Origin of the sequence: Arthrobacter sp. NPDC058130 (genome assembly GCF_042884475.1) — a bacterium.
Classification (GTDB): domain Bacteria; phylum Actinomycetota; class Actinomycetes; order Actinomycetales; family Micrococcaceae; genus Arthrobacter.
In genome coordinates, this window is record NZ_JBHVTV010000009.1 from 44142 (window position 1) to 59146 (window position 15005).

Below are 15005 nucleotides of genomic sequence, written 5' to 3' on the forward strand. Positions count from 1 at the left end.
GAACCGTAGTTTCCACATAGCTGAAGCGGGATCCGGCCGATTTGCCCGTCTTTGAGACAATGGTCGGGTGACTGTTGTAGCAACGCCTCCCGCCCCCAAGCTGGAACTCCCGCCCCTGAAGCTGGGCCCGATCACCGTGGACACGCCCGTGATCCTGGCTCCCATGGCGGGCATCACCAACTCCGCCTTCCGCAGGCTGTGCCGTGAATACGGCGGCGGCCTGTATGTGGCGGAGATGGTCACCTCGCGTGCCCTCGTCGAGCGCACACCGGAGTCGCTGCGCATCATCTCGCACGACGACGACGAGAAAGTCCGCTCCGTCCAGCTCTACGGGGTAGACCCCGTGACCGTCGGCCAGGCCGTCCGGATGCTGGTCGAGGAAGACCGGGCGGACCACATCGACCTCAACTTCGGCTGTCCCGTCCCCAAAGTCACCCGGCGCGGCGGCGGTTCGGCCCTGCCGTGGAAGATCGACCTCTTCACCTCGATCGTCCAGACCGCCGTCAAGGAAGCCTCCAAGGGCAACATTCCGTTGACCATCAAGATGCGCAAAGGCATCGACGATGACCACCTGACGTACCTCGACGCCGGACGGATCGCCCGCGATTCCGGGGTCGCCGCCGTCGCCCTTCACGGCCGCACGGCCGCGCAGTTCTATTCCGGCCAGGCCGACTGGTCCGCCATTGCCCGGCTGCGCGAGGCCCTCCCGGACATTCCCGTCCTCGGCAACGGAGACATCTGGTCCGCCGAGGACGCCGTCCGGATGGTCCGCGAAACGGGAGTGGACGGAGTCGTCGTCGGGCGCGGTTGCCAGGGCAGGCCGTGGCTGTTCGGCGATCTCATGGCCGCGTTCGAGGGCAGCGAGCAGCGCTACCGGCCGGATCTGCGCCAGGTGGCCGAAAGCGTGTACCGGCATGCCGAGCTCATGGTCGAGACGTTCGGGGATGAGGGCAAGGCCCTGCGCGAAATCCGCAAGCACATTGCCTGGTACTTCAAGGGCTATGTGGTCGGCAGCGAACTGCGGACCAAGCTGGCGCTCGTCACCAGCCTCGAGGTGCTGCGCGGAACCCTGGACCAGCTGGACCTCGACTCGCCGTACCCGGGAACCGACGCCGAGGGCCCGCGCGGCCGCGCCGGCTCGCCCAAAAAGCCCGCGCTGCCCAAGGACTGGCTGCTCAACCGGACGCTGGACGACGAGCAGACCCGCGACATCTCCTTCGCCGAACTGGACGTCTCCGGTGGCTGAGACCCGGACCACCGCCCCCCTCCTGGTCGGCTACACCTCCCGCGACTGCGCCCGGTGGGTCGAAGAGCCGCCCAAGAGCACCTACCGGTCGGACTTCGAGCGCGACCGTGCCCGGGTCCTGCACTCCTCGGCGCTGCGCCGGCTCGGCGCGAAAACCCAGGTCGTGGCCCCGGACACGGACGACTTCGTCCGGACCCGGCTGACCCACAGCCTCGAGGTTGCCCAGGTGGGCCGTGAGCTGGGCCGCGCGCTCGGCTGTGACCCCGACGTCGTGGACACCGCCTGCCTCAGCCACGACCTCGGTCACCCGCCCTTCGGCCACAACGGCGAGGCGGCCCTCAACGAGGTCGCCCATGGAATCGGCGGCTTCGAGGGCAACGCCCAGACGCTGCGGCTGCTGACCCGGCTGGAGCCAAAGGTCCTGGCCGCCGACGGCAGGCCCGCCGGCCTGAACCTGACCCGGGCGAGCCTCGACGCCGCCGCCAAGTATCCCTGGTCCGCCGTGAACGCGCCCGTCATCCACGGCGAGCGGACCAGCAAGTTCGGCGCCTACGAGGACGACCTCCCCATCTTCGACTGGATCCGCGACGCCGCCCCGGAACGCCGGTCCTGCCTCGAAGCCCAGGTCATGGACCTGGCGGACGATATCTCCTACTCGGTGCACGACGTCGAGGACGCGATCGTCGCCGGCCACTTCCAGCTGCGCTGGATGGACAACCCGGACCACCGCGCCCGGGTCGTCGGCTACGCCAAGCAGTGGTACCTGCCGCACAACGAACCCGCCGCGATCGACGCGGCGCTGGCCCGGCTGGAGGCCACGGACGTCTGGGTGCGCGAGGCCGACGGCAGCCGTAAAGCCATGGCGGCGCTCAAGGACATGACCAGCCAGCTCATCGGCCGGTTCTGCCAGAGCGCCCTGGAGGCCACCCGTGCGGTATACGGCCCGGAAAACCTGACCCGCTACAACGCCGAGCTGATCGTCCCGGATGACACCGTCATGGAAATCGCGGTGATGAAGGGCCTGGCCACCACTTTCGTGATGACCACCGAACACCGGCAGCCTATCTATGAGCGCCAGCGCGAGGTCCTGCATGCCCTCGTCACCGCACTCAGCGCCACGGGCGAACGCCATCTCGAGCCGATGTTCGCTGCCGACTGGCTCGACGCCGGGGACGACGGTGCGCGGCTGCGCGTCGTGATCGACCAGGTCGCATCGCTGACGGACGGCTCGGCCCTGGCCATGTACGAGCGCCTCGTGGGCAGCCTGCCGTCGCTGTGGTGACGGGGACCATGGCTGGCGGACCGGCGTCGTACCCGGGGACTAGGATGGCACTGTGGCCGGCCTGATCAAACGCGAAGACATCGACGAAGTACGCCAGCGCACAGACATCAAGGAAGTCATCGATGGCTACGTGACGCTCAAGGGAGCCGGGCTGGGGTCCTACAAAGGCCTGTGCCCCTTCCACGACGAGCGTTCACCCTCCTTCACCGTCCGGCCCCAGGTTGGCCGGTACCACTGCTTTGGCTGCGGCGAGGACGGCGATGTCATCTCCTTCGTCCAAAAGCTGGACCACACCTCCTTCCACGAGGCCGTGGAAAAGCTGGCCCACCGGATCGGCTTCGAGCTCCACTACGAGGACGGCGGCTCCGGGCCCAACCGGGAGGACATCGGCCGGCGCCAGCGGCTGCTGGACGCGCACAAGATCGCCGACGAGTACTTCCGTGCCCAGCTGCTCACCCCGGGCGCGGCGGAAGGCCGCAAGTTCCTCTACCAACGGGGCTTTGACCGTGCGGCGGCGGAACAGTTCGGCGTGGGCTATGCGCCGCAGGGCTGGGACTCGCTGCTCAAGCACCTCCGCGGCCGCGGCTACACCGACCCTGAGCTGAAGCTCACCGGCATGTTCTCCGAAGGCGGCCGGGGGATCTACGACCGTTTCCGCGGCCGGCTGATCTGGCCCATCCGGGACATCGCCGGCGACACCATCGGCTTCGGCGCCCGCAAGCTCTACGAGGACGATCAGGGCCCGAAGTACCTGAACACCCCCGAAACCGCGCTGTACAAGAAATCCCAGGTCCTCTACGGGATCGACCTCGCCAAGCGCAACATCGCCAAGGACCGCCAGCTCGTGGTGGTGGAAGGCTACACCGACGTCATGGCGTGCCACCTGGCCGGCATCCCGACGGCGGTGGCCACGTGCGGCACCGCCTTCGGCACCGAGCACATCAAGATCGCCCGCCGGCTGCTCTCCGACGACGGCAGCGGGGGAGAGGTCATCTTCACCTTCGACGGCGACGCCGCCGGGCAGAAGGCGGCGCTGCGAGCTTTTGAAGAGGACCAGCGGTTCGTCGCGCAAACATTCGTGGCCGTGGAACCCAGCGGCGCAGACCCCTGCGAACTCCGCCAGTCCAAGGGCGATTCCGCCGTCCGGGACCTGATCGGCAGCCGCCGCCCGCTGTTCGAATTCGCCATCCGGGCCACCCTGAGGCGGCACAACCTGGACACCGTCGAGGGCCGGATCGCGGCCCTGCGCGAATCCGCGCCCGTGGTGGCGCAGATCCGCGACGCCGGTATCCGGCCGGCCTACGCCAGGGAGCTGGCCGGCTGGCTGGGGATGCCGGTCGAGGAGGTCAGCAGGGCCGTCGGCTCGGCGACAAAGCGCGCCGCGCAGGCTGCCTCGGCCCCGCCGGGCGGCGGTCAGGGCAACGGGAACGGGCAGGGCCAGGGCGGCGGTCAGGGCTACGGGTCCGGCCGCGGCTTTGCGGGGCCGGGGCCGGGCGTTGCCCCCTTGCCGCCGTCGGCCGTGCTTCCGTCCTTCAACCGGCCGGATCCGCGGGATCCCGTGGCGGCGATGGAGCGCCAGGCGCTCGAGGTCGCACTGCAGGAGCCCGGCATGCTCGAGGGCGAGACGTGGCAGCGTTTCTCGGAAGCGCGGTTCTCCACGCCCGCCTATCTCGCCATCCACGAGGCCATCCGGGCCGCCGGACTCGCGTTCGCCGGGGATCCGGTGCGCTGGGTGGAGCAGCTGCTCCACGAGGTCCCCGAGCCGCTGCGGCCGCTCGTGTCCGAACTCTCAGTTGTGCCGCTGCCGGCCAGCACACCCGAGGGCGTCCAGCGCTACTGCAAGGACATTCTCGCGCGCCTGTTCGAACTCCAGATCACCAGGGTGAAGGCCGAGAAGATGGGCCAGCTGCAGCGTCTGGACGCCTCGGCCGATCCCGAGGAATTCCAGCGGCTAAATCGCGAGCTCATGCAGCTGGAGATGCAGCGGAGGTCCCTGCGCGCGGACGCCTGAGCCGCCGATTTCGTTTCCCGGGCTGGTGTTTGCTAGGCTTATACCCGCTTCATTCCTCCTTAGCTCAATTGGCAGAGCATTCGACTGTTAATCGAAGGGTTGCTGGTTCAAGTCCAGCAGGAGGAGCGCGCAGTCCCCGTTCCGGGTTCCGGAACGGGGACTTTTTTATACCCGGAGGGGGTATTTCACCGCCTGCCGGCACTGGTCCCGCGGCCGATTTCCCTACCGGCAAAACCTTTGCTAATGTCGTACCTGCTTCATTCCTCCTTAGCTCAATTGGCAGAGCATTCGACTGTTAATCGAAGGGTTGCTGGTTCAAGTCCAGCAGGAGGAGCGGACAGGTCCCGCGGCTGGTGAAAACCCGCCGCGGGACCTTTTTTATTTCCGCCCTTTTGTTGCGGTGGTTTTTGTTTCCGCTGTGGTCGTTGGCGGTGACCGGGACGGCTGCCGGGCTTTTGCCCGGCTCAGACGAAGTACATTTCCACCTGGAGGAAGCGCTGGGCCTCGGCGACGGCGGCTTCGAAGGCCTCCCGCTCCGTGGGGGACTTCCGCGGCTCGCGCGGGTGCCATTCGTGGGGCGCTGAATGCACCTGGGTGAATCCGCCGCCCGGGGGTGCATAGAAGATGCCGAACCTTTGCACCGGCCACTCGGGGGAGCTTTCCGGCGCCACCAGGAGGGCGGAGTCGTATGCGGGGTTGTACCACTGGGCAATCGGACGGCGGCGGTCTTCGGTGAACAGGCCGGAGGCGTACAGGGCCGCCGACTGCGGACTGGTCTGGCTGCATAACCGATCCCACCACAGGGGCAGGATTCCGGCGTCGCACCGCTGCCATGTGGCCGGAAGGGGCTGGTGGTCCTGCCTGTCGGGCATGAAATAACTTTATCGCCAGCCGCGGACGTCGAACAGGGTGCAGGTGTGTCCCGGGGCCAGGGGTGACGAGCCGCTCTGGCCGCAGCGCCAGGGGACATGCCCAGTCCTAGTCCCGGCCAGTGGACATGATGCCACTATGCCCAGTCCTGGCCACAGAGAATGGGCATGTCCGACTGGGGTGGCCGCGAAGAATGGGCATGTCCCACTGGGGTGGCCGCGAAGAATGGGCATGTCTCAAGCGTGGTCATTCCGAGGAGAACCCCGGGGGGGACTTGCCCAGTCCTGGTCCCGGCGAGTGGACATGATCCCCGCGTGCCCAGTCGTGGGTGCAAAGAATGGGCATGTCCAGCTCGGGTGGCTGCGAAAAATGGGCATGTCCCACTGGGATGGCCTCAAGAGTGGGCATGTCCTCCAGGGGTCTCCCCGGGGTGAGCCAAGGGAAGCCACGTGAGCCAAGCGAAGCCGGGGGAGCAGCCCGTTACTGGATCGGGGGGACCGTGCTGGGCCGCACCACCAGCCACAGCGCCGCGGCTGCCAGCAGGATGCAGGCGGCCTGGACGGCGCCCATGGGGGTCGCGGACCCGACGCCGAGCCAGCCGACCACCGGCGAGACCAAGCCGGCCATCATGAAGGTCGCCGCGCCCAGCAGGGACGCCGCGGTTCCGGCCTGGGCTCCGTGCTTGGCCAGGGCCAGCACCTGCACGGTGGGGAAGGTGAAGCCGGCGCCGAGAATGTAGAACCACAGCGGCACCATGACGCCCCACAGCCCGAAACCCAGCTGGTCGAAGACGACGATAAGGACCGCCATGAGGAACATCCAGGCGGTGGAGCAGGCAAGAATCCATTGCGGCGGGACGCGCCTGATGAGGCGGGCACTGGTCTGCACGCCCGCCACGATGCCGAGGGAGTTGACGCCGAAGAGCAGACCGTATTGCTGTGGCGTGAAACCGTAGACGTTCTGGAACAGGAACGGGGACGCGGAGAGATACGTGAAGAGGCCCGCGAAGTTCATGCCGCCTACCAGGAGCAGGCCCACGAAGATCCGGTCGGAGAACAGCACCTTGTATCGTTGGCGCGCCGTCATCCCGGTCTTGCCGCGCAGCTCCGGCGGCAGGGTCTCCCGGATCACGAACACGGCCGCGATGATGACGCAGGTCCCGTAGGCGGCCAGGAACAGGAAGATGCCCGGCCAAGGCATCAGCAACAGCAACTGGGAGCCGATGACCGGGGCAAGGATCGGGGCCAGGCCGTTGACCAGGGCCATCCGCGAGAACATCCGCACCATGGCGTAGCCGCTGAACAGGTCACGGACCATGGCCATGGCCACCACACCGCCGCCGGCAGCCCCGATGCCCATAAGGATACGGAAGAAGCCCAGCGTGGCGATGTCCGTGGACTGGGCGGCGCCCAGCGATGCCGTGATGTGGACCGCCGTCGCCAGGATCAGGGGCAGCCGCCGGCCGAACTTATCGCTCAGAGGGCCCACCACGAGCTGTCCCAGCGCGAACCCGATGGTCGTTCCCGTGAGCGTCAGCTGCACTGCGGCCTCGGAGACGCCAAGGCTGTCTTCCAGGGCCGGGAACGCGGGCAGGTAGAGATCCACCGTGAACGGCCCGAGGGCCGTCAACGCGCCGAGCGTCAGGATGTACAGGAATTTACGACGTCGGCTCAGGGAATCACCGGGATTGGGGGGTGTGCTCACAGAGGTCCATCCTAGGGCCCGCAAACGTACCCGACGGGTGGCTGGGCGGGCGCGCCACGCCTTGCCCGAAAAGGCCTCTCAAGAGCCGAAATGATAGTTTTGACACCGGGGTCTGTGCGAAGCTGTCCAGACCCGGCAAGCCCGCGGGAGCGGATCGACGGATGGCACCAGTTAGGCGGGACCGATGAGCGGACGTCACAGCGGCGGGACAAACAGCGGGTTGCGGATCTCCGAGCTGCCGCAAACCGTGAAGACGATCTTCACGCTGGCGCCCCGGCAGCTCAATGACGAGATTGCTCTGGCCAAGGCCGAACTTAAGCGCAAGGGAGTCAAGCTCGGCGTCGCCGGCGCCTTCTTCGCCGTCGCACTGGTCTTCGTCGCACTCCTGGTGATCGGACTCGTTGTGGCCGCGATCATGGGTCTGGCCACAATCATGCCGGCATGGCTCGCAGCCCTGTTGGTCTGCGCGGTCTGCCTGATCATCGCCGCGATCGGGGCGCTGATCGGGCTGAGGAAGTTCAAAGCCCTCATGCCGCTGGTCCCCGAGGAGACCATCCGGGGACTCAAACACGATCTCGGCGTCGCCAAGGAAGGCTCCGCCTTCGACGCCTCGGTCCTGGACCCGAACTCCGAAAAGTACAAGGCCGCGAAGGCCGCCAAGGAAGCAGCCGCCGCAAAGGCGAAGGCGGAAAAGGAAGCCAAAGCTGCCGCGAAGCCCGACCTTGGACCCGCCCCCACAGAGGCCGAGCTCCTGCGCCGGCTGGATCAGCGGCGCACGCATCTCACCGAAGTCCGGGACAACCTCGGCCGGGAACTCGACGTCAAGACCCAGGCCCAGGGCCTGCTTGCCGCCACCCAGGCCCGGCTGCACGACGGCAAGGAGCAGCTCGGCGACAAGATCGCAGGATTCCGCGCCTCAGCACGCTCCGCGTCGGGGTCGCCCACGTCCGCTGACGCGCAGGGCTTCGCCGCCAAGCTCAAGCAGCGCTGGAAGCCCCTTGCGGTGCTCGCCGCGTCCGGGGCCGCCATTGCGGTCCTGGTGCGCAGGCTGATGAAGGGCTAGGCCGGCCCCTGAACCCGAACGCCAAACCGTTGCCGTCCACGGAAAGGGGGAATCGATGAAGTTCATCGGCGCTGGCGCCCGCCCCGGGCAGCCCCTCATCCACCGCGACGCGGTCTTCACGGTCCCCAATGTCCTGACCGTGGTGCGCTTCCTTGGAGTTCCCCTGTTCATCTGGCTCGTTCTGGCCGAGCACGAGTACGGCTATGGCGCCCTTGTGCTGGCCATCATGGCCAGCACCGACTGGGTGGACGGCTACATTGCCCGCCGCTTCAACCAAATGTCCAACCTCGGACGGGTCATGGACCCCATTGCCGACCGGCTCTCGCTGATCGCCGTGGCGTTCACCCTCGTGATCGCTGGCGTCGTCCAGTGGTGGTATCTCGCGGCACTACTGGTCCCGGACGCGGTCCTGCTGGCCCTTTCCCTGTTCTATTTCCACGGCCACCCGGACCTGCCGGTGAGCCACATCGGAAAGATCCGCACGGGCCTGCTGCTGGTGGGCACACCGCTGCTGGTGCTGTCCAAGCTCCCGGTCCCCGCCGCCGAGGTCTACGCCACAATCGCGTGGATCTTCCTGGGCCTGGGCCTGGTGGGGCACTGGATCGCGGCCTACAACTATGTCTGGGCTATCATCGGCAAGGGCAGGCAACTGCGCGCGCACGACGGCGGCTCCCGCTGATGGTCTGGCTTGCGGTTTTGCTTGCCGTCCTCGGCGCCTTCTGCCTGGCTTTTGGTGCGCAGCGCCAGGGCAGCGCGGTCAAAGCCGATACCGGTGGCCTGGCGCTGAGCAGCCACGGCCTGCTGCGGCTCGCGCGCAATCCGCGCTGGGTTTTCGGGCTCCTGCTGCTCTGCGCCGGAATGGCGATGAATGCCGCCGCCCTGGTCATGGCCCCCTTGACGGTGGTGCAGCCGATCGGCGCGATCGCCCTGGTTATCACCACCGTGGTCAACACCAAGGACCAAGGCCTGAGCATGAACCGGGCAACGGTTGTGGCGATCTCTGCCTGCGTGACCGGCTCAGCGCTGTTCGTACTGCTGGCCGTCAACGCGACCCAAGAGAACCACAACGTCAGTGCCTCGGACGAGCTGACCATCGTGCTGCTTCTGGCCCTGGCTGTAGGGCTCTTCGGCACACTCGCCATACTGTTCAAGCACCGAATGAGCGCCTTCGTCTACATCCTCGGTGCAGGCGTCCTGTTCGGCTTCGTGGCTGTCCTGACCCGCATCATCGGCAGACACCTGCTCGATCCCAACGGACAGTTCCTGCTCAATGTGCCGTGGTACAGCGTTGTGGCGATTATTGCCGCCGGCGCCCTGGGATCGTGGTTTGTCCAAAACGCCTACTCCAGCGGACCACCGGACCTCGTGATCGCCGGATTGACTGTGATCGATCCCATTGTGGGCATCGCGATTGGCATCGTGATCCTGGGCGAACTGCGCCCGGATGTCCAGCCTGTGACGGCTATTGCCATGGGGACGGCCGCATTGCTTGCTATCGTGGGAGTCATAGCCCTCTCCAGACACCACCCGGAAGTCACCAAGCGCAAGAAAGACGCGCGGAAGGCCGCGGGCAGGTCCTAGGGCGTCTGTCCAGACTTCGGCTGCAGGCCCGGCGCGCCTGCGCCGACCGCAAACCGGCCACCATTGATCCAGCTGCCCGCACAGCGACCACCAGGAGCTCTCCACGTGACCAAGCCCGACAACCAGCCTCCGCTGACCATCCTGATTGCCGCTGACACGTACCCGCCCCACGTTAACGGGGCCGCCCAGTTCGGCTACCGCCTGGCCAAGGGAATGACGGCCCGCGGCCACAACGTGCACGTCCTGGCCTGCCGTCCAGGCAAGGGCGCGAGCTACAGCGAGTTCAGCGAGGAAGCCACCGTCCACCGCCTGCGCTCCCACTCCGTGCCCACGCACGAGTACTTCCGGGTCACCTTCCCCTGGGAGATCAAAAAGGAAATCGGGCTCCTGTTCGACCGGATCCAGCCGGACGTGGTGCACATCCAGAGCCACTACATGATTGGCGAGCACGTCCTCTACGAAGCTGTTAAGCGCGGCATCCGGGTGGTGGCGACGAACCACTTCATGCCGGAAAACCTGAACCCCTTCCTGCCGTTCCCGCAATGGTTCAAAAACATCATCGGCCGCATCTCCTGGAAGGACATGGGCAAGGTCATGGGCCAGGCCGACGTCGTGACCACGCCCACTCCGCTCGCCGCCAAGGCCATGCACCAGCACGCCTTCCTCCGCAAGGTGCTGCCGCTTTCCAACGGCATCGATGCCGCCGCCTACGAGCTGGGCCCGGACGAAACCTTGGAGCGCCACGCCAGCCCCACCGTACTCTTTGCCGGCCGTCTGGCCGAAGAGAAGCACGTGGACGTCCTGATCGACGCAGTTGCCAAGACGCCCAAGGACCTGGACATCCATCTGGAAATCGTTGGCGGCGGGGAAGTCCGTCCGGCCCTCGAGGCCCAGGTCGCCCGGCTCGGGCTGACGGACAGGGTCAAATTCCTCGGCTTGGCCAGCGACGCGGACCTCCGCAGGGCCTACATCACTGCCGATGTGTTCTGCATGCCCGGCACGGCAGAACTCCAGTCCCTCGTGACCCTCGAAGCGATGTCGGCATCAACGCCGGTCCTGCTGGCCGACGCCATGGCGCTGCCGCACCTGGTGCGCGACGGGGAGAACGGCTACCTCTTCACGCCCAACGACAGCAATGACCTCGCCGCCAAGCTGGCGCGCGTTTTCGCGCTGCCCGAACACGAGCGCGAGGCGATGGGCAAGACCAGCCGCGAAATGGTGGAGAACCACGGCATCGCGCGCACGCTGCAGACGTTTGAGGACATCTACCGGGGCGCCAGCTACGACGACCTGGTCGTCTAGGCAGGCACGTTGCATCCGGCGGCCCAGTTGAGGTGTGCGGGGCTGAGCTGGGCCAGCCGAGGCAGGCAAGCTGAGGCAGGGAAGCAAAAGGTTGGCGCTTCGGGAGCGCGCCGGCCCCCGTCCGGTGGCCGCCTGCGCCTGTGATGCGTTTACTATTGCTAGAGTATTTTTGCCCGGAATCAATCCGGCCCCCGCGGGGCCAGACCTGGTTCCGGGCGCAAGGGGCTATAGCTCAGCTGGTTAGAGCGCGGGACTCATAATCCTAAGGTCCTCGGTTCAAGTCCGAGTAGCCCTACATTTCTGCGGAATCCTCCTCATCCGGAGAGCCCGCACCCTACGAAAAAGGGAGCCGTGGCTGACGTTCGACGTCGGCCACGGCTCCCTTTTCCGTGGGGTGCGGGCGCTTGCAGGCGCCTCCAAACTGCGATATGTTACTGAGCAGTAACATATCGCCGGCGCGAAGTCGCGCGTCCGATAGGTCGCCGCTGATCACGAGTGAGGGAACATCATGTCCAAAGCTGCAATCGACATCCACAACCTGCCCTACGCTGATGGCGACTTCTTCGCGTTCGAGCAGCTCCTCAGCGCGAAGGAGCAGGACAGGCTGGCCGAGGTCCGCGAGTTCCTGGCCCGCGAGGTCAGGCCGATCGCCGTCGATTGCTGGAACCGCGCCGAATTCCCCATGGAACTGATCCCAAGGCTCGCCGAAATCGACCTGGTCAGCCCGGTCCGGCGACAGGGCTACTCGAATCTTTTCGCCGGAATCCTGCATGCCGAAGCCACCCGCGCGGACACGTCGATCGCGACGTTCATGGGCGTCCACGACGGGCTGTTCACAGGCTCCATCGAAGCCCTTGCCTCCCGTGAGCAGCAGGACGCCTGGCTCCCGGACATCTACTCGCTCAAGAAGATTGGCGCGTTCGGCCTGACCGAACCCCTCGGCGGCTCCGACGTCGCCGGCGGAACGCGGACCACGGCCCGGCGCGACGGCGGGAACTGGATCCTCAACGGGGCCAAGCGCTGGATCGGCAACGCCACCTTCTCTGATTGGGTGGTCATCTACGCCCGGGATGTTGACGACAATCAGGTCAAGGGCTTCCTGGTCGATACCAAGGCCGAGGGCTACAGCGCCACGAAGATCGAGAACAAGATCTCGCTGCGCACGGTTCAGAACGCCGACATCACGCTCGAGAACGTGGTGGTGCCGGACTTCTTCAAGCTTGCCAACGCCAACAGCTTCCGCGACACCAACAAGGTCCTGAAGGTCACCCGCCTCGCCGTGGCCTGGCAGGCGGTGGGGCAGCAGCTCGCGGCCTTCGACGTCGCCCGGCGCTACGCCGTGGAACGCAGCCAGTTCGGCCGCCCGATTGCCTCCTTCCAGCTGGTCCAGAACCAACTCGTGCAGATCCTCGGCAACGCGGTCAGCTCCATGGGCATGATGGTCAGGCTTTCCCAGCTGGAAGACGCTGGCGAGGCCAGGGACGAGCAGTCTGCCTTAGCCAAGGCGTTCACCACCGCCCGCATGCGCGAAAGTGTGGCCCTGGGCCGGAGCATCCTCGGCGGCAACGGGATCGTGACGGACTTCGAGATGGCCAAGGTCTTCGCGGATGCCGAAGCCATCTATTCCTACGAGGGCACGCACGAAATCAACACCCTTGTCACGGGCCGGGCGATCACGGGAATTTCCGCGATCGTCTGACGCGATCGTCGAACGCGATTGTCGGATGCGCGCGGCGGCCGCCGCATGGTCGTTGTGACCGAGTAGCCCGCGCGTTCACTGGTGCGCGTTCATCTGCGGCCGGACTCACCCCGGGACGGCGCCAAGGGGCGGGAGCAGGACCGAGGGTCTGAGATCCATCACAAACGCCAGCGGATTGACGTAGTCCTCGCCGCGGCGGACGCCCCAATGGAGGCAAGGTGGCGCCGGGCCGCAATGGCCAGTCTGCACCCGCCCCAGGACGTCGCCCGCCGCCACGGCGGCCCCCGCCGTGAGAGCGCTCGCCACAGGTTCGAAGCTGCTGCGCAGCCCGTTGCCGTGATCGATTGTGATGACCGGCCGGTCCACCACGACCCCGACGAAGCTCACGGTCCCGGCGGCCGGGGAGATGAGAGGGGCGCCATCATGCGCCGCCGCCAGGTCCACGCCGCGGTGACCGCTGAGCCACGGCCTGGCTGGGGGATCGAAGGCACGCAGAACTGCCGGCCGCGGGCTGAGCGGCCAACTCCAGCCAGGCGCCGGAGCCGGCCGCGCCCCGGGGGAGCCGCGGACCGTCGAAATCGAAAGTCCAGGAGCCGCGGCGGGGGAATCGGCGGGGAGGGGCGACAGCACCAGGAGCACGGCCGCCAGGCCAAGGGGGATCTTCATGGCTCCAGCCTGCCGCGGCGGCACGCCTGGCGGAATCGCCCACGATGGCCATGTGGATAAAGGCTCGGGTGGATCAATGCTCGGGTGGATAAGGGCACAGGTGGATCAATGCTCGGGTGGATCAAAGTACGGGTGGATAGCGGCTCGTACGGACCCAGCCAACACAGCCGCCAGCACAGCCGCCACCGCATCCGCCAGCACGGCCGGCGAGCCGCCCGCCAGCCCGTGCCCACCGCCCCGCCATGGCCCATTTCCCCGGCCCGCGGCCCGGCGAAAACCGTCCTTCGGGGCGGGGTCGCTGTAGTACACTTGGTGGAGCAGTTTGCTGTGCCCTCACGCTAGTTCATCGCGTTAATCGAGATTGTCCGAGCCGGCACGCCTCATTCAGGGGTGCGGGGGAGCAGCAGCTGACTACGCGTATCCAGCCCTCCTCAAAAGAAGCCTAAAACTTCCGCTGCGGAGGACTGCGCCTCCTGCGGTCCGTTCCTTGTGGCACGGATGGGAAGCGCAGTGGATGCCAGGAGCAACGCCCGCCCCGGGCGAAAGCTAAACAACCGTCAACTATTGGCAGGGTAAGAGAGCCACGGGCTCTCTCATGAATGACCTGCCGGAAGGAGCGTCGGCATGCCCGTCGTAACTATGCGCCAGCTGCTTGACAGCGGCGTCCACTTTGGACACCAGACCCGCCGTTGGAACCCGAAGATGAAGCGGTTCATCTTCACGGAGCGCAACGGCATCTACATCATTGACCTGCAGCAGTCGCTGTCCTACATCGACCGTGCCTACGAGTTCGTGAAGGCCACCGTTGCACACGGCGGCACCGTTCTCTTCGTCGGCACCAAGAAGCAGGCGCAGGAATCCATCGCCGAGCAGGCCACCCGCGTTGGCCAGCCGTACGTCAACCAGCGTTGGCTCGGCGGTATGCTGACCAACTTCCAGACGGTCTCCAAGCGCATCCAGCGCATGAAGGAACTCGAAGAGATCGACTTCGACGACGTCGCCGGTTCCGCGTACACCAAGAAGGAACTGCTGCTCCTTCGCCGCGAACTCACCAAGCTGGAAACCAACCTCGGTGGTATCCGCAACCTGACCAAGGCGCCGTCCGCTCTGTGGATCGTTGACACCAAGAAGGAACACCTTGCTGTCGACGAAGCCAAGAAGCTGAACATCCCGGTTGTGGCCATCCTGGACACCAACTGCGATCCTGACGAAGTCGACTTCCCGATCCCGGGCAACGACGACGCCATCCGCTCCGTCAACCTGCTGACCCGCGTTGTCGCCGACGCCGTTGCTGAGGGCCTCATCGCCCGTAACCAGCGCGCCACCGGCACCACGGAAGCTCCGGAAGAGCCGCTGGCCGAGTGGGAGCGCGAGCTCCTCGAAGGCAACAAGGCTGAAGCTGCTGCAGCGCCCGCCGCTGAAGCTGCACCGGCAGCCGAAGAGGCTCCCGCTGCCGAGGCTGCTCCGGCTGCTGAAGAAGCACCGGCCGCCGACGAAGCCAAGTAGTCAGACAAATAAATCTGGATCTCCCCACATGCGCCTCGGTGCATAGGGGTACCGACAGGATGGCCGCTCACCCTG

The 15005-nt window shown here is 66.5% G+C and carries 12 protein-coding genes and 3 tRNA genes; 12 read left to right on the forward strand and 3 right to left on the reverse strand.

Annotation, left to right across the window (positions count from 1 at the left end; genetic code table 11):
- Positions 1-67: 67 nt before the first annotated feature.
- From dusB to ACFVTM_RS15310, 5 genes are all read left to right on the forward strand, one after another.
- Positions 68-1246, forward strand: coding sequence for a tRNA dihydrouridine synthase DusB (gene dusB, locus ACFVTM_RS15290; protein WP_390204368.1), 1179 nt, complete (start codon positions 68-70; stop codon positions 1244-1246).
- Positions 1239-2528 (forward strand): deoxyguanosinetriphosphate triphosphohydrolase, encoded by a 1290-nt coding sequence (locus tag ACFVTM_RS15295; protein WP_390204369.1) that lies wholly within the window; start codon positions 1239-1241, stop codon positions 2526-2528. The genes dusB and ACFVTM_RS15295 overlap by 8 nt, the downstream gene beginning before the upstream one ends.
- A 52-nt stretch (positions 2529-2580) precedes the next feature.
- Positions 2581-4539, forward strand: coding sequence for a DNA primase (dnaG, locus tag ACFVTM_RS15300; protein ID WP_390204370.1), 1959 nt, complete (start codon positions 2581-2583; stop codon positions 4537-4539).
- Between the two features lie 53 nt (positions 4540-4592).
- A tRNA-Asn gene (locus ACFVTM_RS15305) sits at positions 4593-4665 on the forward strand.
- Between the two features lie 135 nt (positions 4666-4800).
- Positions 4801-4873, forward strand: a tRNA-Asn gene (locus tag ACFVTM_RS15310).
- 130 nt (positions 4874-5003) lie between these two features.
- On the opposite strand, the gene ACFVTM_RS15315 is transcribed toward ACFVTM_RS15310, so the two are convergent.
- Together ACFVTM_RS15315 and ACFVTM_RS15320 are read right to left on the reverse strand one after the other, a co-directional pair.
- Positions 5004-5411, reverse strand: coding sequence for a hypothetical protein (locus ACFVTM_RS15315; protein WP_390204371.1), 408 nt, complete (start codon positions 5409-5411; stop codon positions 5004-5006).
- A 478-nt stretch (positions 5412-5889) separates the two neighbouring features.
- On the reverse strand, positions 5890-7113 hold the full coding sequence (locus ACFVTM_RS15320) for a multidrug effflux MFS transporter (RefSeq protein ID WP_390204373.1): 1224 nt from the start codon (positions 7111-7113) through the stop codon (positions 5890-5892).
- A gap of 184 nt (positions 7114-7297) precedes the next feature.
- On the opposite strand from ACFVTM_RS15320, the gene ACFVTM_RS15325 reads away from it, so the two are divergent.
- From ACFVTM_RS15325 to ACFVTM_RS15350, 6 genes are all read left to right on the forward strand, one after another.
- The gene (locus ACFVTM_RS15325; RefSeq protein ID WP_390204374.1) at positions 7298-8176 is read left to right on the forward strand and encodes a phage holin family protein; all 879 of its coding nucleotides are present in this window, start codon (positions 7298-7300) and stop codon (positions 8174-8176) included.
- Between the two features lie 55 nt (positions 8177-8231).
- The gene (locus ACFVTM_RS15330; protein ID WP_390204376.1) at positions 8232-8855 is read left to right on the forward strand and encodes a CDP-alcohol phosphatidyltransferase family protein; all 624 of its coding nucleotides are present in this window, start codon (positions 8232-8234) and stop codon (positions 8853-8855) included.
- Positions 8855-9757 (forward strand): DMT family transporter, encoded by a 903-nt coding sequence (locus ACFVTM_RS15335; RefSeq protein WP_390204378.1) that lies wholly within the window; start codon positions 8855-8857, stop codon positions 9755-9757. The genes ACFVTM_RS15330 and ACFVTM_RS15335 overlap by 1 nt, the downstream gene beginning before the upstream one ends.
- A gap of 105 nt (positions 9758-9862) precedes the next feature.
- Positions 9863-11059, forward strand: coding sequence for a glycosyltransferase (locus ACFVTM_RS15340; RefSeq protein ID WP_390204379.1), 1197 nt, complete (start codon positions 9863-9865; stop codon positions 11057-11059).
- Positions 11060-11280: 221 nt separating this feature from the next.
- Positions 11281-11354, forward strand: a tRNA-Ile gene (locus ACFVTM_RS15345).
- Between the two features lie 213 nt (positions 11355-11567).
- Positions 11568-12758, forward strand: a complete 1191-nt coding sequence (locus tag ACFVTM_RS15350) for an acyl-CoA dehydrogenase family protein (protein ID WP_390204380.1) — start codon at positions 11568-11570, stop codon at positions 12756-12758.
- A 105-nt stretch (positions 12759-12863) separates the two neighbouring features.
- Here the strand turns inward: ACFVTM_RS15350 and ACFVTM_RS15355 are convergent, their stop codons facing one another.
- On the reverse strand, positions 12864-13424 hold the full coding sequence (locus tag ACFVTM_RS15355; protein WP_390204381.1) for a M23 family metallopeptidase: 561 nt from the start codon (positions 13422-13424) through the stop codon (positions 12864-12866).
- 624 nt (positions 13425-14048) lie between these two features.
- On the opposite strand from ACFVTM_RS15355, the gene rpsB reads away from it, so the two are divergent.
- A complete protein-coding gene (rpsB, locus tag ACFVTM_RS15360; protein ID WP_390204383.1) occupies positions 14049-14930 on the forward strand; it encodes a 30S ribosomal protein S2 in 882 nt (293 codons plus the stop codon).
- Positions 14931-15005: the final 75 nt, after the last annotated feature.